Genomic DNA, 21,474 nt, shown 5'->3' on the forward strand with positions numbered 1-21,474 from the left:
GCGGCGCAGCTGCGGTGGTGCCGAAATGGGCCGGAAAAAGGGTCGACCTACAATGGCGCTTCCCGACCGGCTGGTCGATTTTTGCCGCCCCGCGCGCGCCCCGAAGTGTCCGTTCCTCCCGCCGTCGCCCTGCAATACCTGCTGCCCAAGACCGCGCTGACCCAGTTCGCCGGCTGGTGCGCCAATTCCCGTGCCACCTGGTGGACGCACAACGTGATCCCCTGGTTCATCAAGCGCTACGGCGTGGACATGGACGAGGCGGCGAACGCCGACCCAAGGGCTTACTCGACCTTCAACGAGTTCTTCACCCGACGGCTGCGCCCCGGCGTGCGGCCCCTGGCGCCCGAAGGATTTGTCTGCCCGGTCGACGGGGCGATCAGCCAGTTCGGTGACATCCGGGAAGACCAGATCTTCCAGGCCAAGGGCCATTCGTACAGCACCCGCGCCCTGGTCGGTGGCAACGCCGGGCTGGCGGCGCAGTTCCGCGGCGGCGCCTTCGCGACCATCTATCTCAGCCCCAAGGACTACCACCGCATCCACATGCCCTGCGAAGGTCGGCTGCGCAGCATGGTCTATGTGCCCGGCGAGCTGTTTTCGGTCAACCCGCTCACGGCCGAACATGTGCCCGGCCTGTTCGCGCGCAACGAGCGCGTGGTCTGCGTGTTCGACGTGCCGCACGGCAGTTCGGGTCAGACCCGGCCCTTCGTGCTGGTGCTGGTCGGGGCGACCATCGTCGGCAGCATGGCCACCGTCTGGCACGGCGTGGTCAACCCGCCGCGTTCGCGCGAAGTCCGCGAATGGACCTACGACGACGAACCCTGCCTGCTCAAGCGCGGTGAAGAAATGGGCTGCTTCCTCCTTGGCTCCACGGTCGTGATGCTCTGGCCCAAGGACACCATTGATTTCCACCCGCGCTGGGCCGCCGCCCGCCCGGTGCGCATGGGCGAAGCCATGGGCATCGCCGCTCCCTGACCATTTTTTGAGGATTTCCATGACGACGCTCGGCACCCCCCTGTCTCCCAAGGCCACGCGCGTGATGCTGCTGGGCAGCGGCGAACTCGGCAAGGAGGTGCTGATCGCCCTGCAGCGGCTGGGCGTGGAGACCATCGCGGTCGACCGCTACGAGCATGCGCCGGGCCAGCAGGTCGCGCACCACGCGCGCACCATCACCATGAGCGACCCGGCGCAACTCAAGGCGCTGGTCGAGGCCGAGCGCCCGCACCTGGTGGTGCCCGAGATCGAGGCCATCGCGACGCCGATGCTGCAGGAGCTCGAAGCCGCCGGTACCGTGACCGTGATCCCGACCGCCCGCGCCGCGCGCCTGACCATGGACCGCGAAGGCATCCGCCGCCTGGCCGCCGAGACGCTGGGCCTGCCGACCAGCCCATACAAATTCTGTGACTCCCAGCAAGAGCTGCAATCCGCGATCGACGCCGGCATCGGCTACCCCTGCATCGTCAAGCCGGTGATGAGTTCGTCCGGCAAGGGTCAGAGCAAGATCGACGGCCCGGCCGACGTGCAGAAGGCCTGGGACTACGCCATGGCCGGTGGCCGCGTCAGCCACGGCCGCGTGATTGTTGAAGGTTTCATCGACTTCGACTACGAGATCACCCAGCTGACCGTGCGCGCCAAAGACGCCAATGGCGAGACCGGCACCCACTTCTGCGACCCGATCGGCCACGTGCAGGTCAGCGGCGACTACGTGGAGAGCTGGCAGCCGATGGCGATGCACGCGTCCGCCATCGAGAAGTCGCGCCAGATCGCCAAGGCCGTGACCGACAACCTCGGCGGCCTGGGCCTGTTCGGCGTGGAGCTGTTCGTCAAGGGTGAGCAGGTCTGGTTCAGCGAAGTCAGCCCACGCCCGCACGACACCGGCCTGGTGACCCTGTGCACCCAGCACCAGAGCGAGTTCGAACTGCACGCCCGCGCCATCCTGGGCCTCCCGGTCGATACCTCGCTGCGCAACCCGGGCGCCAGCGCCGTGATCTACGGCGGCGTGGACGCGGAGGGAATCGTGTTCGACGGCGTCGACGAAGCGCTGCGCGTGCCGGGCTCCGACCTGCGACTGTTCGGCAAGCCTGAGAGCTTCGTCAAGCGCCGCATGGGTGTGGCGCTCGCGAGGGCCACCGACACCGACACCGCGCGCGCCAACGCCAAGCTGGCAGTGTCCAAGGTCAAGCCCCGCAAGGCCTGAGTCACTGCCCGGGTTTCAGGGGCGCGCCGTGAGCCGCGCCAGTTGCGCGTCGTGCCAGCGCGGCAGCAACAGCTGCGCCACCAACGCGCCGACAAAGGCCAGCGCCATGTCTTTCTGCGTGTCCCACGGGTCGCCCTGGGTGCCGAGGAAGGCGTCTGCGCCCGCACCCATCGCGACCGCGGCGCCCCATTCGATCAGCTCGTAGAGCGCGCTGATGCCACCGCAGGCCAGCACCACAATCACGAACAGCCAGCGCCCCGGGCGCAGCGCGGTCTGGCGCAGCAGCAGCTCGCGCGCGGCCATCGCAGGCACAAAGCCCTGCGCGAAATGGCCGACGCCGTCGTAGGGGTTGCGGGCTAGGCCGAACAGGTCCTGCATCCAGAAGCCCAGCGGCACCTTGGCGTAGGTGTAGTGGCCGCCCAGCATCAGGATCAGGGCGTGCACGAAGATCAGTCCGTAGAGCAGGGGCGTCAGCGGGAAGCGCCGCCAGCTCAGCCAGAGCAGGGGCAGGACGATGAACACGGGCGCGACCTCGATCGCCCAGGTGTCCAGCTCCAGCGGGTGCCAGGCCGACAGGCCCAGCAGCACGATCAGGGCCACGGACCAGAGCGTCAGGCCGCGCGCGTCGAGGGTGTTCGTTGGCATCGCCGGATCATATCGGTCCGCCGAAGCTTGGCTCACTCGTGGCGCAGCGCGTCGATCGGGTTCAGCTGGGCCGCGCGCCGGGCCGGGAAATAACCGAACAGCACGCCGATGCCGGCCGAGAACAGGAACGACAGCAGGTTGACGCCGAGGTTGAACTGGTAGGGCACGTCCATCACCGCCGACAGGGCGATCGACGCGCCGGTCGCCAGCACGATGCCCACCAGACCGCCCAGCGCGGCGAGCACCACGGCCTCGATCAGGAACTGCAGCAGCACCTCCCGCTCCAGCGCGCCGATGGCCAGCCGCAACCCGATCTCGCGGGTGCGTTCGGTCACGCTGACCAGCATGATGTTCATGATGCCGATGCCGCCAACCAGCAGGCTCACCGCCGCGACCGCGCCGAGCAGCATGGTCATGATCTTGGTCGTGCCCGAGAGGGTTTCGGCCAGTTGCTTGGTGTCGAGCACGTTGAAGTTGTCTTCGTCGGTCTCGGCCAGCTTGCGGCGCTCGCGCAGCAGCTGCGTGATGGCTGCGGTCACGCGCGAAGCGTCGGCGCCGTCGTTCATCGACACCAGCAGGGTGTTGACGCGGGTGTTGCCGGTGATGCGCCGCTGCAGCGTCTTGATCGGCACCAGCACCATGTCGTCCTGGTCGTTGCCGAACGCGCCCTGGCCTTTGGAGGTCAGCACGCCGATCACTTCGCAGCTCATCGCCTTGACCCGCAGCTGGCCGCCGACCGCGCTGGTGCCGCCGAACAGCTCGCGCTGCACGGTCTGCCCGATCACGCAGGCTGCGCCACCGGCGCGCAGCTCGTCGTCGCTGAAGTTGCGGCCGTCGGCGATCTTCCAGTTGCCCGTCACCAGCCAGTCGTTGGTGCTACCGATGACGCTGGAGCTCCAGTTGCGGCCGTTGGCCACCAGGGTCGTGCCGCTGCGCGCCTCGGGCGCGACCGCGACGATGCCGCCGACCTGGCTCATGATGGCTTCACCGTCGACTTCCTTGAACGAGGGCGCGACCGAGCCGCTGCCGCCGGGGCCCATGCGCTGGCCGGGCCGGATCTGCAGCAGGTTGGTGCCCAGGCCGGCGATCTGGTTCTGCACCGCCATGGTGGCGCCATTGCCGACAGTGACCATGGTGATCACCGCGCTGACGCCGATCACGATGCCAAGGATGGTGAGGAAGGAGCGCAGCAGGTTGCGCCGGATCGAGCGCAGCGCCAGGACCAGGGTGTTAAGCCACATGCGCCGTCTCCGTCGCCGCCGCGCCGCGGCCGGTGTCGCTCTGCGTGGCGTGGGCCGCCTGCAGGGCAACCGGGTGCGGGTTGCGTTCGTCGCTGGCGACCACGCCGTCGACAAAGCGCACGATGCGCTTGGCGTAGGCCGCCATGTCGGGCTCGTGCGTGACCATCAGGACGGTGATGCCCTGCTCGGCGTTCAGGCGCCAGAGCAGTTCCATGATTTCCTGGCTGCGGTGGGTGTCGAGGTTGCCGGTCGGCTCGTCGGCCAGCAGCACCCGCGGCTCGGTCACGATCGCGCGCGCGATCGCCACGCGCTGCTGTTGTCCGCCCGAGAGTTCGCCCGGGGTGTGGTGTTCCCAGCCCTTGAGGCCAACCTGTTCGAGTGCGCGGGCGGCGGCCGCGTGCCGGGTGGCGGCGGGCTCGCCGCGGTAGACCAGCGGCAGTTCGACGTTCTCCTGCGCCGAGGTGCGCGCGAGCAGGTTGAAGCCCTGGAACACGAAGCCCAGGTAGCGACGGCGCAGACGTGCGCGCTGGTCACGGCTGAGCGACTGCACCTGCACGCCCTGGAACTCGTAGGTGCCGGTGGACGGTACGTCCAGACAGCCCAGGGTGTTCATCGCGGTCGACTTGCCCGAGCCGCTGGGACCCATGATGGCCACGAAGTCACCCTGTTCGATGTCGAGGTCGACGCCCTTGAGCGCCTGGAAGGCGGTATTGCCTTCGCCATAGGTCTTGGTGATGCCGCGCAGACGGATCAGTGGCGCGTCCATGGTCAAGAGCCCGATCCTGCCGCACGCTGCTCGGTGATCACCGCCATGCCCTCGCTCAGGCCTTCGCCGCTGACTTCGGTGTTGCGGCCGTCGCTGATGCCGGTCGTGACCGGCTTGGCCACGGGCTGGCCGTTTTCCAGCACCCAGATCTGGCGCGGGCCGCCGCCTCGGCGGTCGGTGCCGGCGGTTTTCGGTCGCGCGTTGCCAGGTGGGCGCGGCATCATTTTCGAGAGAATGCTGCCGCCCGAAGGCGCTGCCACTGCACCGGCCGTGGCCGGCGAGAAGCGCAGCGCGGTGTTGGGGATCATGAAGACGCCCTTGGCCTCGCGCGCCACGATGGTCGCTGCTGCCGTCATGCCCGGGCGCAGGCTGAGGTCGCTGTTGTCGACGTTGAGCGTGGTGGTGTAGGTGACGACGTTGTCGGTCTTGGTCGAGCCGAAGGCCACGCGCTGGATCGTCGCGGGGTAGCGGCGCGCCGGGAACGCACTGACGGTGAAGGTGGCCTTCTGGTCGACCTTCACGTTGCCGACGTCGGCTTCGTCGACCGCGACATCGAGCTTGAGCTGCGTCAGGTCTTCGGCCACGGAGAACAGCGTCACGGCCTGCAGCGAGGCGGCGACCGCGTTGCCCGGATCGACCGAGCGCGACAGCACGACGCCGTTGATCGGTGAACGGATCGACGCCTTCGACAGGTTGGTTTCATCGGTCGACAGCGCGGCACGGGCCTGGGTCACCGCCGCCTGCGCGGCCGCTTCGGCGGCCACGGCACGTTCCAGCGCCGCCTTGGCGCTGTCGATCTCGGTCGCCGATGGCACCTTGCCGCCCGACAGGCGCGAAACCTCTTCGAAGCGCGCCAGCGTGGCGCGGGCTTCCTTGGCGGTGGCGGCGGCCTGCGCCACCTGGGCCCGCGCCGAGTTCACGCCCGCCCGTGCCTGCGCCACCTGGTCCTGCAGCTTGGCGGTGTCCAGCTCGACCAGCACCTGGCCGGCCTTGATGCGGTCGTTGACATCGACCAGCACCCGCTTGACCGTGCCGGAGAGCTCGCTGCCGATGTTGACCGAGCGGGTGGGCTGCAGCGTGCCGTTGGCGGCGACCGACAGGGTGATGTCGCCCTTCTTCAGCGCTTCCGTGATGTAGACCGGCGCTGCCTTGGCGCTCTGCTGCGATCGCCAGTAGACGTAGCCGCCAACGCCCAGCGCGATCGCGGCGACCACGATCCATGTCGTGGTGCGTCGCCACCAGCGCGGAGGCTGGTCGTTGCCGAGCAGGTTCTGCAGGTCGGCAGGCGTGGATTCTTTGTTCTTGTTCATGGCGATGGTGTGTCGGTGTTCAACGTGGGGTGGCGCTGTCGGCTTCATCCGGCGTCCAGCCGCCGCCCAGGGCCTTGTAGAGGCGCACGTGATCGGTGGCGAGCGCGGCCTGCAGGCTGGCGACGCTGTCCTGCGCCGAGAGCAGGGTGCGCTGGGTGTCGAGCACGGTGCGGAAATCGATCAGACCGCTCTGGTAACGCTGGCGCGCGAGAAGTTCGGCGTTCACCGCTGCGGACGCAGCGGTCTGCAGGCGGACCAGCCGTTCCTGGTCGCCCTGGATGGCCACCAGCGCGTCTTCCACGTCCTTGAGCGCGGTCAGCACGGTGCTGGCGTAGCTGGCGCGGGCCTGTTCCAGCGCGGCTTCCTGCGACCGGACCTGCGCCCGCGCCGCGCCGCCGTCGAACAGCGGCACCGAGATGCTCGCCAGCAGCGAGCGCACCACAGATGCGCCATCGGTCAGCGCGCCCAGCGTGAGCGACGACAGGCCCAGCGAACCGCCCAGCTTGAAGCTCGGGTAACGGGCGGATTCCGCCGCGCTCACGCGCGCCAGCGCCGCGCTGATGCGGTGTTCGGCGGTGCGCACGTCGGCGCGCTGGCGCAGCGTCTCGGCCGGCAGCGACAACGCGATAGCTGCGGGTGCCTGCGGGATCGGAGACACGCGGGAGAGTGTGTCGCGCAGCGCCAGCGGCGGCTGGCCGGTCAGCACCGACAGCGCGTTCATGGACTGGGCCAGACTGGTCTGCAGCGCAGGAATCTGCGACTGGGTCTGCGCGTGCGCCGCGATGGCCTGCTCCAGGTCGAGCGAGGAGGCCAGCCCGGCCTGCACCCGCCAGCGCGTGATCTGCAGCGTGTCGCCCTGGGTGGCGAGGTTGCGCTGGGCAATGTCCAGTCGCGCCTGCAGGCCGCGCAGCTCGATCAGGCCGGCGGCGACTTCGGCGGCCAGAGAGACCTGCACGTCGGCCAGGCTGGTCTCGGCCGCGCGGGCCTCGGCCTCGCTGGCGTCCAGGCTGGCGCGGTTGCCGCCGAAGATGTCCGGCTCCCAGCTGGCGTCAAAGCCGGCCTGGAAACGGTTGCTGCCGGCCGCGCTGCCGGTCTGGCTGCGCTGTGCCGAGCCGGATACGCCGACCGACGGGCCGTTGCCCGCCTGCTGCACATCGCGCTGCGCGCGGGCCTGGCGAAGGGCCGCCTGGGCGCTCTGCACGCTGGGGTTGGCCTGCAGCGCCCGGGTGACCAGGTCACCGAGCACAGGGTCGTTGAAGCGGCTCCACCAGCTGGCCAGCGCCGTCGCGCGGCCTTCGCCCGAAGGCAGGCTCCAGGCGGCGGGAATGTCCGGTGCGACACCGGCGGTGCTGGCGGAACGGGGAGCAGAGGCACAGGCGGACAGTGCCAGGACCACCGCCAGCGACAGTGCTGGCAGGGTCCGAGGGTGCATGGGAGGTGTCGGCTGGCGCATCGTCTCATTGTGCGAGAGGAAGGCGCCGGCAGGGTTGCCAACCGGTTAATGTTTGGTAAAGCCCTCCCTAGCGGCTGCTGTTGGCCACCCGCAGGCGTGGCCGGACCAGCCCGATCAGGTAGTCGGCAAACGCATCCACCAGCCTCAGGTCCGACATGCCCTCCAGGAACAGGAACTGGCCCTGCGGATTCACTTCCAGCCAGACCGGATCACCTTCCGGGTCCAGCTTGAGGTCGAAGATGCCCATGTTCAGCCCCATCAGCGACAGGAAATGCCGCAGACGGCGCTGCAGGTCCGCCGCCAGCGTGTGCCGCTCCACCCTGAGCTTGTCCAGGTGGATGCGCCAGTCGAGCTCGTCGCAGGTCATCAGGGCCGCGTGAATGTCGGCGCCGAAGGCGTGCACCCGCAGGTGGCGGTGGCCTTCGATCCGCGCCTGGTAGATCGCCGGCGACAAGCGCAGCGACTCGTCCGAGGCCAGCAGTTCCTCGTTCACCGTGTGCGCCATCAGGGGCGTCTTGTTGGTGCCCGCCACCGCCTTGACGATGGTGGGTTGCCGGGCGCAGAAGGCGCGGATCGCTGCCGGGTTCTGGCTGACCAGGGTCTGCGGGATGCGCAGTCCGGCCTGCCGCGCGGCGTGCAGCTGCCGCAGCTTGTTCTCCGCGTGCCGGTGCGCGTCGGGGTCGCTGACCCAGACGCCCCGGAATGCGGTCGCCACGATGCCCAGGAAGGTCGCCAGACAGTCGTTGCGCACCAGGTCGATCACCGCCTCGTCCGACAGTTGTGGCAGCACGGGCGCAGCGCGGTTCCACGAGTTGCCGCTCGGGCGTCGCCACCAGATCGCCCCGAGCGAGGCGACCTCGACGGCACTCCCGGTGTGGTCGGGCAGCACCGCGCGCTCGGGCGCGGTGGTGGTCCAGTCCATCACCCCCGAGTCGGCCAGGCGGTCGGTCTCGAAGATGTGGCACGGGACGCCATGCCGGTCCAGCAGGTTCTGCCGGACGACATGGGCGTGCAGATCGCCCGCAACGGTCACGATGCCGATGCGGGCGCCGCTGCGGTCACATGCAGTCGCTGTCATCCCAGCCTCGGTCGCTGCCGGAGATGGTCGCGCAGTGTGTCGGATCGGGGTCCTCGTCCCATGGCCACCAGCGCATCATCGCGACCTGCTCGAACTTTTCCTTGGTGTAGCGCGATAGGCTCTCGGGCACCGGGTAGGTGCCGGGTGGCAGCTTCTTCATCACGGCCGGGGTGACGCCCGCGGTCTGGGGCGGCGTGTCGGCGCGTGGGGTCACGGGCTCCTGTGGCGCGACCCGGGCCAGTGCGGCGCCGGACAGGGCCGCGCCGCTCAGGGCGGTGGTGAGCATGACCGCCGGCAAGAGTCTGGGTTTGGTTGACATGGCTTTCTCCTGAAGGGTTGCAGAACGTGTCCCGCGAGGGGACGCCTGCAAGATAGGCGCGGCGTTGCCGGCCGATCAGTGCCAAAAGTCATGGTGCCCGGGGATGCGTCCCCCGGGCAGAGGATCACTGGAACGCCACCTCGGCGAAGCTGCGCAGCTTGCGGCTGTGCAGCTGGGCAATGCCGCCTTCGCGCAGCCGTTCGACCGCGCGGATGCCGATGCGAAGGTGTTGGTCGACGCGCTCGCGGTAGAAATGGTTGGCCATGCCAGGCAGCTTGATCTCGCCGTGCAGCGGCTTGTCGCTCACGCACAGCAGGGTGCCGTAGGGCACGCGGAAACGAAAGCCATTGGCGGCGATCGTCGCGCTCTCCATGTCCAGCGCCACGGCGCGGCTCTGCGAGAAGCGCCGCTGTGGCGTGCTCGGCGCGTTCTGTGACGGCAGCAGTTCCCAGTTGCGGTTGTCGGTGCTGGCGACGGTGCCGGTGCGCATGATGCGCTTGAGTTCCTGTGGCGGCACGCCGGTCACGTCCGCCACGGCGGCTTCCAGGGCGACCTGGATCTCGGCCAGCGCCGGGATCGGCACCCACAGCGGCAGCTCTTCGTCCAGCACATGGTCTTCGCGCACATAGGCGTGCGCCAGCACGTAGTCGCCCAGTTGCTGGCTGTTGCGCAGGCCGGCGCAGTGGCCGAGCATCAGCCACGCGTGGGGCCGCAGCACGGCGATGTGGTCGGTGATGGTCTTGGCGTTCGCCGGGCCGACACCGATGTTGACCATGGTGATGCCACTGCGGTCGGCGCGCATCAGGTGGTAGGCAGGCATCTGCGGCAGGCGCGGTGGGGCATGGCCCAGCGCATCGCCCGCTTCGGCAGGCATGCCGGCGCGCCGCGTCACCACGTTGCCGGGCTCGACGAAGGCGATGTACTCGCTGTCGGGTTTCGCCATCTCGGCGTGACCCAGCTTGATGAACTCGTCGATGTAGAACTGGTAGTTGGTGAACAGCACGAAGTTCTGGAACCACTCGGGTGCGGTGCCGGTGTAGTGGCGCAGGCGCTGCAGCGAATAGTCGACCCGCGGACCGGTGAACAGCGACAGCGGCTGGGCATCGCCGGGGCCGGGTTCGTGGGTGCCGTTGGCGATGCCGTCGTCCATCACCGACAGGTCGGGCAGGTCGAACACGTCGCGCATCAGGGCGCGGCGGTCGACGCCCAGGTCGCCCTCGACGTGGTCGTGTTCGGCGAACGAGAAATGGATCGGGATCGGCTGCGCACTGGTGCCGACCTCCAGCTCGCCGCCGTGGTTGGCCAGCAGCAGCTCGAACTGCCCTCGCAGGTAATCGCCGTACAGGTCGGGGCGCGTGATCGTGGTCTCGTAGCGGCCCGGTCCGGCCACGAAGCCATAACTCAGGCGCCCGGTGATGCGGTGCGAGACGCTGTGGGTGTGCAGCCGCACGAAGGGATAGCAGGCCCGGACCCGGGCCTGCCCGAAGTCGTTGCCGGCGACGAAGTCGCGCATGGACTGGCGCAGGAAAGCGATGTTGTCCTGGTAGATGCGCTGCACCTGGGCCAGGGCGGCGTCGGGGTCGGTGAAAAACAGGGGGGCGGTGAAAGGCGGCGTGTGGTGCATGGAGCTATTTTGGCCAGCTTTTGTTACAGGAGCGGAACCAGGGCGGTGGCACACTGCGTCGCAACGGCTTTTCCGGCCAGCACCGAGCCCGACCGACCATGTTCCCGCACCCCTCTCTGCGCCTGTTCGCCAGCGCCGCTTGCCTGCTCACCGTCCTCGCGCTGTCCGGCTGCGGCGGCGCTTCACAGGACTCCAGTTCGGCTGCCGCCCGGCAGCCCAAGCTTTCCGCGATGGATGGCGCGACCGAAAAGGCCTACGCCACCACCCCGGTCTACCGCTTCTACAACCTCAACACGGGGGCGCACTTCTACACCATCAGTGCTACCGAAAAGGCGCAGGTGCAGGCCAGCCTGCCCTTCATGCAGTACGACGGTCCGGCCTTCGAGGCCAGTGCCGTCGCCGCATCGGGGCTGAGCCCGGTCTACCGCTTCTACAACCGCCAGACCGGGGTGCACTTCTATACCATCAGCGCCACGGAAAAGGCGCAGGTGCAGGCCAACCTGCCGCAGTTCAACTACGAGGGCATTGCCTACTACGCGAGCACCGCGGCAGGATCGGGCCTGCGCCCGCTCAGCCGCTTCTACCTGGCGGGCAAGGGCTTCCACTTCTATACGGTCACCCCGACCGAGGTCGCCTACCTGCCGCAGTACGGGTACGAGGGGTCGGCGTACTACGTCTTCGGCAGCGAGCCGGCGACCACGCTGACCTACGGCAACCTCGCGCGCGCCGCGCTCGGCCCGGGCGCGCCGCTGTACGGCGCCGTTTCCTTCCCGTCCGACAACGCGTGGAACCGCGACGTCTCGGGATTGCCGGTCGATCCCAACTCGGACGCCATCATCGCCAGCATCGGGCTGAATACCGGTCTGCACCCGGATTTCGGTTCCGGTTTCTGGGAAGGCGCACCGATCGGCATTCCCTACGTGGTGGTGTCGGGCACGCAACCCAAGGTGCCGATGGTCTGGACCGCCTATGGCGACGAGAGCGATCCGGGGCCATACCCGGTGCCTCAGGGCGCGCCAATTGAAGGCGGGCCGTCCAGCAACGGCGACCGGCATGTGCTGGTGATCGACCGGGACAACAACCGCCTTTACGAACTGGGGCGTGCGTTCCCGCAGAGCAACGGATCGTGGTGGGCCGACGTCGGTGCGCTGTTCCACCTGGACAGCAACAACGTGCGGCCCGGCGGCCAGGCCGGCTGGACCAGCGCGGATGCCGCGGGTCTGCCGATCTTCCCGGGCCTGGCGCGCTACGAAGAAGCCTCGCGCGGGCCCGGCGGCATCGCGCACGCGCTGCGCTTCACCGTGCAGCGCAGCCGCCGCGCCTATGTGCCGCCGGCCACGCACTGGGCTTCGTCGAACACCGACGCCAACCTGCCGCCCATGGGCATGCGGGTGCGCCTCAAGGCCGGCTATGTGATTCCCTCGAACTTCAGCACCGAAACCAAAGCCCTGCTGACCGCGATGAAGACGCACGGCATGCTGATGGCCGACAACGGCAGCAACTGGTATGTCAGCGGCGCACCCGATCCGCGCTGGAACAACGATGTGCTCAACAGCGAGCTGGGGCAGGTCAAGGGCAGCAACTTCGAGGTGGTGCGCATGGACGGGCTGGTCACGCCGTGAGGTGCCGGCGCTACAGTGGCGGGAGCCGGGCTTTCCCCGGCGCACCATGTCGCTGACCGATCCCTGGACCTCATCTCCCGACGCGCCTGCTGCCGCTGTGCTGGCGGTGGCGCTGGGCTGCGGCCTGCTGGTCGGGATCGAGCGTGAACGCCGCAAGGGGCAGGGGCCGCAGCGCGGCTTCGCCGGGGTGCGGACCTTTGCCGTGGCCTGTGTGGCCGGCGCGGCGGCAGCGCTGACGCAGGTCACGGGGCTGGTGGTGGCCGGGGCCCTGCTGGTCGCGGGACTCGCCTTGCTGGCCTACCAGCGCGACCGCTCGGACGATCCCGGCGTGACCACGGAGCTGGCGCTGATGCTGGTGTACCTCGACGGTGTGCTGTGTGCATGGAGCCTGCCGGTGGCCGCCTGGCTGGCCGTGGGGCTCACCGCCTTGCTGGCCGGCCGCGATCGCTTGCACCGCCTGTCACGGCAGTGGCTGCGGCCCGGGGAGGTGCGCGACGGCATCGTGCTGGCGGCCCTGGCGCTGATGGCACTGCCCCTGGTGCCCGACCGCGCGCTGTTGGACGGGCTGGTGAACCCGCACGCGGTGCTGCGCCTGCTGGTGGTGCTGCTGGCGGTGCAATCGCTGGCCCATCTCGCGGGCCGTCTGCTGGCGTCCCGCCATGCCGTGGCGCTGTCCGCGCTGGCGTCGGGATTTGTGTCGAGCACTGCGGCGATTGCGTCGATGGGGCTGGCGGTGCGGGAGCAGGGACGCGACGCCCGTCGCATGGCGGGCGGTGGACTGGTGTCCTGCGTGGCGACGCAATTGCAACTGCTGCTGGTGGCCTCGGTGACGCAGCCGGCCTGGTTGCGGGTGTTGTGGGCACCGGTGCTGATCGGCGCGCTGATCGCTGCGGTTTGGGGCTGGCTGGCGGTGCGTGAGGAACCGGCCGATGGGTCGCTGGCGGTGTCTTCGCCGAGGACCGAAGGACCGGGCGGCGGTGGCGAGGACCGCATGTTCAGCCTGCCGGGGGCTGCCGTGGTGGTGTTGCTGCTCAGCGGTGTTCAGATGCTGGTGCATCTCCTGCAGCGCTGGCTGGGCGATGCAGGCCTGCTGGCCGGTGTGCTGCTGGCGGCGCTGGCCGACCTGCATGCGGCCATGGCCGCGGTGTTCTCGGCTGCGCCCCCGGCCCCGGGGTCGGTGGCGGTGTGGGCGGTGGCGCTGGCGTTGCTGGTGCACGCGGGCAGCAAGAGCCTCACCGCGGCGCTGACCGGCGGTTGGCCCTACCTGCGTGCGCTCGCGCCGGGGCTGTGGCTGCACACGCTGGTGGTGGCGGCAGGGGTGGTGTGGATGGGCAGCGCCTGAGCGCGCGGTGGGAAGCGGCGGAGCGTGGGGCCGATGGGCCAGCCGCCGGGCCGCCCCAAGGCAGGCCCAGCCCCCTCGGGGGGCAGCGACCCGCGCAGCGGCGGAGCGTGGGGGCTTCAGTTCCTCCTGACCGGCTCGCGCATGGTCACGAACTCTTCGGCTGCGGTCGGGTGGATGCCGATGGTGGCGTCGAAGACGGCCTTGGTTGCACCGGCCTTCATGGCCACCGCGAAGCCCTGCACGATCTCGCCAGCCTCGGCGCCGACCATGTGCAGGCCGACCACGCGATCGCTCGCGGTGTCGACCACCAGCTTCATCAGCGTGCGTTCGCTGCTGCCCGAGAGCGTGTGGCGCAGCGCCTTGAATTCACTGCGGAAGATGGTGACGTCGCCGAAGCGTTCCCGCGCCTGCGCTTCACCCAGGCCCACCGTGCCGATGCTGGGGTGGGTGAACACGGCCGTCGGAATGAAGTCGTAGCTCATGCTGCGCGGCGGTTTGCCAGCGGCGGGGCCGAAGAGCTGGTCGACCACCACCATCGCTTCGCCCAGCGCGACCGGCGTGAGCTGCACTCGGTTGGTCACGTCGCCGACCGCGAACACGTGCGGCACATTGGTCCGGTAGTGTTCGTCGACCAGCACCTCGCCCTGCGCGCCCTGCGCCACACCCGTCGCGTCCAGACCCAGCCCCTGCACGTTGGGCGTGCGGCCGGTGGCGTAGAGCACCGCGTCGGCCAGCACCACGTTGCCGTCCTCAAGCTCGGCGCGCAGGCCCTCATCTGTCTTGCGGATGTCGACCACGCCCGCGTTCAGCCGCAGGTCGACGCCGGTCTTGACCATCTCGCCGGCCACGAAGTGCCGGATCTCGTCGTCGAAACCGCGCAGCACTTGTTCGCCGCGGTAGAGCTGGGTCACCTTGGCCCCCAGGCCGTTGAAGATCGAGGCGAATTCGCAGGCGATGTAGCCACCGCCCACGATCAGCAGGCGCTGCGGGAAGGGCTCCAGATCGAACACCTCGTTGGAGGTGATGACATGCTCGCGGCCAACGAAGTGCGGCACATGCGGCGTGCCGCCGGTGGCGATCAGGATGTTCGCCGCGGTGAAGCGCTGATGGCCGGGTGACCCGTCGGCGTTCAGCGTGGCCAGGTTGATGCGGTGCTCGCCGTCCAGGCGCGCAAAGCCGTTGAACACCGTGACGCCAGCGCCGCGCAACAGGTTGCCGTAGACGCCGTTGAGCCGCGCAATCTCCTTGCGGCGGTTGTCCTTGAGCGTGGTCCAGTGGAAACGGGGCGCGGTGTCCATCTCCCAGCCGAACCCGCGCGACTCCTCGAACGCCTCGTGGTAGTGCGCGGCGTAGCTGTAGAGCTTCTTGGGGATGCAGCCGACGTTGACGCAGGTGCCACCCAGGCCGTCGGTGCCCAGGGCCTCGGCCAGGGCGACGCGGGCACCGCGCTGTGCGGCCATGCGGGCAGCGCGCACACCGCCGCTGCCGCCGCCAATGACAAAAAGATCGAAGTCGTGGCTGCTCATGAATCACCGTCCTGTTCGGGAACGGGGCAGTGTACGGGCAGCCATCCGCCGAGGCGGCGGCAGGGTTTACGTCAGACCTCAGGCCCGCGCACGCACCTCATCGCGCTCCAGCGCTCGTCGCTTGGCCATCTCGCGGCCCATGCCCAGGGTATTCAGGCCCTGCAGGCGCTTCCTGGCTTCGGGATAGGCGATCGACTCTTCGATCAGGATGTGGTCGAGGTACAGCGCCTCGAACACCTCCAGCGCGTGGCGCAGCTCGGCGGTGTCGAACCAGAGGTTGCCACTGGTGGCGGCTTCCAGCGACGGCGCGATCTGGATCCAGTTCTCTTCCAGCCAGCCGTGGTCCTGGATCAGGTGCTCGGCGGCCTGCACGATGTCGGCATCCTGGCTGGCCAGCAGGGTGGGGAAGATGTGCTTTTCTTCGTCGAGGTGGTGCTGGCGCGCTTCGTGGCTGAAATAGTCGAGCACGCGCCGCGCCTGGGCGCGGTTGGCCTGGCTCAGACCATCGGCCTCGATGGCGTCAACCAGCGCATGCAGCTGGCGCACCTGCGCCTGGATGTCCTGGTGGGTGCTGTCGAGAAAGTCGAAGACGGCGATGGAGACTGGTGCGGCACTCATGGTGAACTCCTCAATGACGATGAAGCCATTCTGGAGATGCTGCGCCGCCGCAAATTGATCTTGCTCAACAAGAAAGCCCGCTGGAGCGGGCTTTCGGCGGACTGCGACAAGCGGGGCCTGTCGCGCGCACGCGTCTGGTGCAAGGATGCCGCGGAACCGGCTTTGCCGGGCCGCCAGTGCCGCCCCCTGGGGGGTGACGCCGCAGGCGGCGCGGGGGGAACTCAGTACGTATACACGCCGCGACCGGTCTTGCGACCCAGCCAGCCTGCAGCCACCATCTCCTTGAGCAGCGGAGCCGGGCGGTATTTGCTGTCGTTGAACTCGGCCATGTAAACGTTCATCACCGCCAGGCACACGTCCAGTCCGATCATGTCTGCCAGCGCCAGCGGGCCGATCGGCTGGTTGGTGCCAAGCTTCATGCCGGCGTCGATGTCTTCCGGCGTGGCGATCCCTTCGGCCAGCACGAAGAAGGCCTCGTTGATCATCGGCACCAGGATGCGGTTGACCACGAAGCCCGGGGCGTTCTTTACCGTGATCGGCGTCTTGCCCAGGGCCTCGGCCAAAGTCTTGACGGCGTCGTGCGTGGCGTCGCTGGTCTGCAGGCCGCGGATGATCTCCACCAGCGCCATCATCGGCACCGGATTGAAGAAGTGCATGCCGATGAAGCGGTCGGAGCGCTGCGTGACGGCGGCCAGCTTGGTGATGCTGATCGAGCTGGTGTTGGTGGCCACAATCACGTCGGGCGCGAGGATGCCGTCGAGCTGCTGCAGGATCTTGACCTTCAGGCCTTCGTTCTCGGTCGCGGCCTCGATCACCAGTTGCGCACCTTTGAGGTCGTCGTAGCTCGTGGAGCCGGTGATCAGCGCCAGCGCGGCAGCCTTGCCTTCGGCGGACAGCTTCTCTTTCTTGATCAGTCGGTCCAGGCTGCCGGCCACGGTGGCCAGGCCCTTGTCCACCGCGGCCTGGGCCACGTCGACCATGACGACGCGGATGCCGCTGACGGCGCAGGCCTGCGCGATGCCGTTGCCCATGGTGCCGGCGCCGATGATGCCGACGGTCTGGATGCTGCTCATTGGGAAATCACTCCTGAAAGATGAGGGAAAAAGCGGAGGCGCTCTAGGCGGGCCAGCCTACTGTGGCGAAAGGGCCTGTGCTACCTTGCCCGGCATTGTCGCGCAGCGTCTTGCACCGGCATGACAGGCACGCGACGCCAGGAGACATCATGTTCGATTACATCGTCGTCGGCGGAGGGTCCGCGGGCAGTGTGCTGGCCGGACGGCTGAGCGAAGACCCGGCGATCCGGGTGGTCCTGCTGGAGGCCGGGCCGGCCGACCACAGCGTGCTGATCCACTGCCCTGGAGGGCTGGCGGTCATGGCCAAGTACCAGCTCAACGGCTGGGACTATTCGACCGTGCCGCAGCCGGGGCTGCACGGGCGGCGCGGTTACCAGCCTCGCGGCAAGGTGCTGGGTGGTTCAAGTTCGATCAACGCCATGATCTATGCGCGTGGCCACGCGAGCGATTACGACGGCTGGGCGGCCCAGGGCAATCCGGGCTGGTCGTTTGCCGACGTGCTGCCGTACTTCAAGCGCGCAGAGCACAACGAACGCGGTGCCGATGCCCTGCATGGCACGGGTGGACCGCTGAACGTGATGGACCTGCGTTCACCCAATCCGGTGCTGCCCGACTTCATCGAGGCCGGGCGCCAGGCCGGCTACCCGGTCAACCGCGACTTCAACGGGCGCGAGCAGGAAGGCGTCGGCGCCTACCAGGTGACGCACAAGAACGGCGAACGCTTCAGCGCCGCCAAGGCCTACCTCACGCCGCACCTGGGCCGGCCCAACCTGCAGGTGATCACCGGTGCGCTGACGACCCGCGTGCTGACGGAGTTGCGCGAAGGGCGCCACTGTGCGGTCGGGGTGGAGTACCGACCCGACGGCGGGCGCGGGCCACTGCAGACGCTCATGCTCAAGCCTGGCGGCGAGGTGCTGCTCAGCGCCGGGGCCTTCGGCTCGCCGCAGCTGCTGATGCTCTCGGGCATCGGGCCGGTGTTGCACCTGCAGGAGCACGGCATCCCGGTGGTGCACCCGCTCGAAGGCGTGGGGCAGAACTTGCACGACCACCCGGACGTGGTGATGGTGGTGAATGCGCCACGCCTGACCGACCTGTTTGGCATCTCATTGCGTGGCGTGGCCAGCATGGTCAAGGGTGTGTTCGAGTGGCGGCAGCAGCGCAACGGCATGCTGACCACCAACTTTGCCGAGGCCGGCGGCTTCATCAAGAGCGCGCCCGAGGAAGCCATCCCGGACCTGCAGCTGCACTTCGTGGTCGGCAAGCTGGTCGATCACGGCCGCAAGACGGTGCTGGGTCACGGCTATTCGTGCCACGTCTGCCTGTTGCGACCAAAGAGCCGGGGCACGCTGAGGCTGGCCAGCAGCGACCCACAGGCGGCGCCGCTGATCGACCCGGCCTTCCTGCGGGACTCAGACGACGTGGCGCGGCTGGTGCGCGGCTTCAAGCGCACGCGCGAACTGCTGCTGCAGCCGGCGCTGGCCCGCCACGGCGGGGTGGAGTCTCGCGCGTCGCGCGATGCGCAGAGCGACGCGCAGATCGAGCAGTTCGTCCGCCACCACACCGACACGATCTATCACCCGGTTGGTACCTGCCGCATGGGGCCATCGGCTGAGGCTGGCGCCGTGGTCGACGCGCGGCTGCGTGTGCACGGCGTGGGCAATCTTCGTGTGGTCGATGCCTCGGCCATGCCGGCGGTCGTCGGCGGCAACACCAATGCCCCGGTGATCATGATGGGAGAGAAGGCGGTCGACATGATCAAACAGGACCACCCCCTGCGCCGCGCCTAGTGGCGCGTCACCCCCCAGGGGGCAACACCTGCAGCCCGGCGAAGCCGGTTCTGCGGTGTTCTCGGTTACGCTTCAAACCCCTTCCACCATCAACCCGGCGTGCGATGTCCCGTCCAGGATGCCGCGGAACTGGCTCTGCCAGGCCGCAGGCATCGCCCCCTCGGGGGTGACGCGAAGCGGCGCGGGGGAGCCTGTTTCCATGATTCTTGAACACGCCGACATCCGCATCGACCCTGCCAGGGCCGCCGACTTCGAGGCAGCGATCCTGCGTGGTGCGACCACCGTGATCGCCCAGGCCAAGGGCTTCCAGGGTTTCAAGGTCAACCGCAGCATCGAGTCGCCGGGCCGCTACATCCTCAACATCTACTGGGACACGCTGGAAGACCACACCGTGGGCTTCCGCGAGTCGCCTGCGTTCGCCGAATGGCGCGCCATCGTCGGCCCGTTCTTTGTCCAGCCCCCGGTGGTGGAACACCTGGAGCTGGTGGGCAAGTCCGCCTGAGGCCGCTCAGAGCGGTGCGAACTGTGCGGTGACGGCCTTGTCGCCGCTCATCGTCACCGTGCAGGCGCCGGTGCCCGTGCAGGCACCGAGCCACTTCACAAAGCGCCAGCCGGTGGAGGCGGTGGCGGTCAGCGCGGGCTTGCTGGTGTTCTCGAACACCTTCTGGCAGGTGCCTGTGCAGTCAAGCCCCGTGGTCGTGATGTGACCGCCACCCGTGCCTTGCACCGTGGTGGTCAGGGTGTAGCGCACCCGCTTGAAGTTGGCCGTGACCTTCTTGATGTTGTCCATGGCCACCAGGCAGGACCCGGTGCCGCTGCAGGCGCCGGACCAGCCGGTGAAGTTCGAATAGGCGTCGGGTGACGCGGTCAGGCGCACCAGCGTGCCACTGAGGAAGCTGGTGCTGCAGGCGGCGCCGCAGACCGCTCCCGTATTGACCACGGTCACGCTGCCGCCGCCGGTGCCGGCCTTCGCATAGCTCAGGGTGTAGGGCAGTCGTTCGAACTTGGCTCCCACCGAGACGGCCGCATTCATCGCCACCGTGCAGGTGCCGGTGCCGGCGCAGGCGCCGGTCCAGCCGGTGAACTTCGAACCTTTGGCCGCGGCCGCAGTGAGTCTGACCGTGGCGCCAGCCACCATGCTGGCGCTGCAGGTGGTGCCGCAGCTGATGCCGGCCGGACTGGAGGTCACGGTGCCGGTGCCATCGCCCGGCTTGGTGACGCTCAGGGTCTGGCGCGTGGCCGTGAAGGTGGCGGTCACGCTGCGCGGCAGCGCCATGCTGACGGTGCAGGCGCCGGTGCCGCTGCAGGCGCCCGACCAGCCCGAAAACACCGAGCCGGCGGAGGCGGTCGCGACCAAGGCGACGCTGGTGCCAGCCGAATAGGTTTCGCTGCAGTCGCCGCCACACAGGATGCCCGAGGGAGTGGAGGAGACGATGCCGCTGCCGGTGCCGTTGCGCTGTATCGACAGGGTGGTGTCGGCGGTCGACAGGAAGCCAGTCTGCAGCCGTTTGAGGCCGCTGACCGAGCCGCCGGAACGGGTGTCGTTCACCGAAACCGCTTGCTGGCGCAGCAGGGCCAGGCCTTCGGTGACCGAGATCGCCGGCTGGGCCTGGCGCAGCAGCGCCCAGGCGCCGGCCACGTGCGGGGTGGCCATCGAGGTGCCGTTGTAGGTGGCGTAGGCGTTGCCCGGCACCGACGAGCGGATGTAGCTGCCCGGCGCAACCAGCGACACGAACGACGTGATGTTGGAGTAGGAGGCGATGCCTCCGACGCCTGTGCCGCAGGCGCTGCCGTCGGGGCCGGCGTCGCAGTGCGCACCCACGCTGACCGCGGTCGAGATGCAGGCCGGCGCCGACATGGCGTTGGTCCAGCCGTTGTTGCCGCTGGCGATCACGGTCGCGATGCCGACCGCGCGCAGATTGTCGATCGCCGCCTTCAGGGCCTGGTTGCTGGCGTCGCAACTGGCGGTGTACTGGCCGCCGCCCAGGCTCATGTTGACCGAGGCGATCTTCAGCGCGTCCTTGAGTGCGTACACCCGCTCCAGCCCCTTGATCTGGTCGCTGGTGTAGGACATCACGCTGCCGTAGGACGGGAAATGGCTGAACACCTGGACAGCGATGATCTGCGCGCCAGGCGCGACACCGTAGGTGCCGGTGGTGCCGCCGTTGCCGGCCACGATGCCGGCCACGTGCGTGCCGTGGCTGCAGCCGGAGATGCTGGTGGCGCAGTTCACGCCCGAACCGCTGGCCGTGCTGTCGGTGACGCCGCCAGGGCAGACCGAATGGGACTGGGTGGTGTTGGACGAATAACAGGCCTCGGCCACCACCTTGCCCGCGAGCATCGGGTGCGTCTTGTCGACACCGGTGTCGAGCACGGCGACGGTTTGCCCGGCACCGGTCACCCCGTTGCTCCAGGCCTGCACGGCGCCGATCTGTGGCGTGCTTTCGGCCAGCGTCAGCGGCACGGGCACGTCTTCTTCGATGCTGACCACCAGCGGCGACAGCTTCAGGTGCTCCAGCGTGAGCGCGTCGATGTCTGCGGCCAGGTGCGGCTGCAGGTTGAATCGGGCCAGAATCTTGGTGTTGCCACCGCGCAGCAGTTGTGCCTCCAGCTTGTTCTGGGCGGCGGTTGCGCGCTTGTGCAGATCGGTGCCGCTGGTGGCGCTCGCGCCGGTCGCGGGATCGGCCTTCATGCCAATGATGACGCGCACCCGGCCTTGCGTTGCCGCCAGTTCGGTGAGCCGGTCGAGCTCGGCAGATGGCACCGGCTGGGCATGAAGCGAAGTGCTGGCGGCCAGGGCCAGCCAGAAGGCCCACAGGCCCCCTTGGCGCAGGAAAGAAACGGACATGACGTACCCCAGTGGCACGACCCGCCAG

18 protein-coding genes are annotated in these 21,474 nt (G+C 68.7%); 6 read left to right on the forward strand and 12 right to left on the reverse strand.

Annotation, left to right across the window (positions count from 1 at the left end; translation table 11 throughout):
- Positions 1 to 105 precede the first annotated feature (105 nt).
- Complete coding sequence (gene asd, locus ACLIJ1_RS07685) at positions 106 to 972, forward strand: archaetidylserine decarboxylase (protein WP_411364921.1); 867 nt, start codon at positions 106 to 108, stop codon at positions 970 to 972.
- A gap of 19 nt (positions 973 to 991) precedes the next feature.
- Entirely contained in the window at positions 992 to 2,194 is a 1,203-nt protein-coding gene (gene purT, locus ACLIJ1_RS07690) for a formate-dependent phosphoribosylglycinamide formyltransferase (RefSeq protein ID WP_411364922.1), read from the forward strand.
- Between the two features lie 15 nt (positions 2,195 to 2,209).
- On the opposite strand, the gene ACLIJ1_RS07695 is transcribed toward purT, so the two are convergent.
- From ACLIJ1_RS07695 to ACLIJ1_RS07730, 8 genes are all read right to left on the reverse strand, one after another.
- Positions 2,210 to 2,839, reverse strand: a complete 630-nt coding sequence (locus ACLIJ1_RS07695) for a DUF2238 domain-containing protein (protein ID WP_411364923.1) — start codon at positions 2,837 to 2,839, stop codon at positions 2,210 to 2,212.
- A 32-nt stretch (positions 2,840 to 2,871) separates the two neighbouring features.
- Entirely contained in the window at positions 2,872 to 4,080 is a 1,209-nt protein-coding gene (locus tag ACLIJ1_RS07700) for an ABC transporter permease (protein ID WP_411364924.1), read from the reverse strand.
- Positions 4,070 to 4,846 carry an ABC transporter ATP-binding protein gene (locus ACLIJ1_RS07705; protein WP_411364925.1) on the reverse strand — a complete coding sequence of 259 codons (777 nt, stop codon included), beginning with the start codon at positions 4,844 to 4,846 and terminating at the stop codon, positions 4,070 to 4,072. Before ACLIJ1_RS07705 ends, ACLIJ1_RS07700 begins: the two co-directional genes overlap by 11 nt.
- Before the next feature lie 2 nt (positions 4,847 to 4,848).
- The gene (locus ACLIJ1_RS07710) at positions 4,849 to 6,156 is read right to left on the reverse strand and encodes an efflux RND transporter periplasmic adaptor subunit (protein WP_411364926.1); all 1,308 of its coding nucleotides are present in this window, start codon (positions 6,154 to 6,156) and stop codon (positions 4,849 to 4,851) included.
- 19 nt (positions 6,157 to 6,175) lie between these two features.
- Entirely contained in the window at positions 6,176 to 7,588 is a 1,413-nt protein-coding gene (locus tag ACLIJ1_RS07715) for an efflux transporter outer membrane subunit (protein ID WP_411364927.1), read from the reverse strand.
- Between the two features lie 88 nt (positions 7,589 to 7,676).
- The gene (locus ACLIJ1_RS07720; RefSeq protein ID WP_411364928.1) at positions 7,677 to 8,687 is read right to left on the reverse strand and encodes a hypothetical protein; all 1,011 of its coding nucleotides are present in this window, start codon (positions 8,685 to 8,687) and stop codon (positions 7,677 to 7,679) included.
- Positions 8,668 to 9,006 carry a hypothetical protein gene (locus tag ACLIJ1_RS07725; RefSeq protein ID WP_411364929.1) on the reverse strand — a complete coding sequence of 113 codons (339 nt, stop codon included), beginning with the start codon at positions 9,004 to 9,006 and terminating at the stop codon, positions 8,668 to 8,670. Before ACLIJ1_RS07725 ends, ACLIJ1_RS07720 begins: the two co-directional genes overlap by 20 nt.
- A gap of 124 nt (positions 9,007 to 9,130) precedes the next feature.
- A complete protein-coding gene (locus ACLIJ1_RS07730) occupies positions 9,131 to 10,630 on the reverse strand; it encodes an AMP nucleosidase (protein ID WP_411364930.1) in 1,500 nt (499 codons plus the stop codon).
- 98 nt (positions 10,631 to 10,728) lie between these two features.
- On the opposite strand from ACLIJ1_RS07730, the gene ACLIJ1_RS07735 reads away from it, so the two are divergent.
- On the forward strand, positions 10,729 to 12,252 hold the full coding sequence (locus ACLIJ1_RS07735) for a hypothetical protein (RefSeq protein ID WP_411364931.1): 1,524 nt from the start codon (positions 10,729 to 10,731) through the stop codon (positions 12,250 to 12,252).
- A gap of 46 nt (positions 12,253 to 12,298) precedes the next feature.
- Positions 12,299 to 13,594, forward strand: coding sequence for a DUF4010 domain-containing protein (locus ACLIJ1_RS07740; protein ID WP_411364932.1), 1,296 nt, complete (start codon positions 12,299 to 12,301; stop codon positions 13,592 to 13,594).
- Positions 13,595 to 13,710: 116 nt separating this feature from the next.
- On the opposite strand, the gene gorA is transcribed toward ACLIJ1_RS07740, so the two are convergent.
- The 3 genes from gorA to ACLIJ1_RS07755 all read right to left on the reverse strand — a co-directional run bounded on the left by gorA (position 13,711) and on the right by ACLIJ1_RS07755 (position 16,811).
- A complete protein-coding gene (gene gorA, locus ACLIJ1_RS07745; protein WP_411364933.1) occupies positions 13,711 to 15,120 on the reverse strand; it encodes a glutathione-disulfide reductase in 1,410 nt (469 codons plus the stop codon).
- A gap of 78 nt (positions 15,121 to 15,198) precedes the next feature.
- The gene (locus ACLIJ1_RS07750) at positions 15,199 to 15,738 is read right to left on the reverse strand and encodes a hemerythrin domain-containing protein (protein ID WP_411364934.1); all 540 of its coding nucleotides are present in this window, start codon (positions 15,736 to 15,738) and stop codon (positions 15,199 to 15,201) included.
- 221 nt (positions 15,739 to 15,959) lie between these two features.
- Positions 15,960 to 16,811 carry a 3-hydroxybutyryl-CoA dehydrogenase gene (locus ACLIJ1_RS07755; RefSeq protein ID WP_411364935.1) on the reverse strand — a complete coding sequence of 284 codons (852 nt, stop codon included), beginning with the start codon at positions 16,809 to 16,811 and terminating at the stop codon, positions 15,960 to 15,962.
- 149 nt (positions 16,812 to 16,960) lie between these two features.
- On the opposite strand from ACLIJ1_RS07755, the gene ACLIJ1_RS07760 reads away from it, so the two are divergent.
- Positions 16,961 to 18,598, forward strand: a complete 1,638-nt coding sequence (locus ACLIJ1_RS07760) for a GMC family oxidoreductase (protein WP_411364936.1) — start codon at positions 16,961 to 16,963, stop codon at positions 18,596 to 18,598.
- A 199-nt stretch (positions 18,599 to 18,797) separates the two neighbouring features.
- Positions 18,798 to 19,100 (forward strand): antibiotic biosynthesis monooxygenase family protein, encoded by a 303-nt coding sequence (locus ACLIJ1_RS07765; RefSeq protein WP_411364937.1) that lies wholly within the window; start codon positions 18,798 to 18,800, stop codon positions 19,098 to 19,100.
- Between the two features lie 6 nt (positions 19,101 to 19,106).
- On the opposite strand, the gene ACLIJ1_RS07770 is transcribed toward ACLIJ1_RS07765, so the two are convergent.
- Positions 19,107 to 21,446 carry an InlB B-repeat-containing protein gene (locus tag ACLIJ1_RS07770; protein WP_411364938.1) on the reverse strand — a complete coding sequence of 780 codons (2,340 nt, stop codon included), beginning with the start codon at positions 21,444 to 21,446 and terminating at the stop codon, positions 19,107 to 19,109.
- Between the last annotated feature and the right edge of the window lie 28 nt (positions 21,447 to 21,474).

Source organism: Hydrogenophaga sp. RWCD_12, assembly GCF_046604225.1.
Taxonomy (GTDB): Bacteria; Pseudomonadota; Gammaproteobacteria; order Burkholderiales; family Burkholderiaceae_C; genus Hydrogenophaga.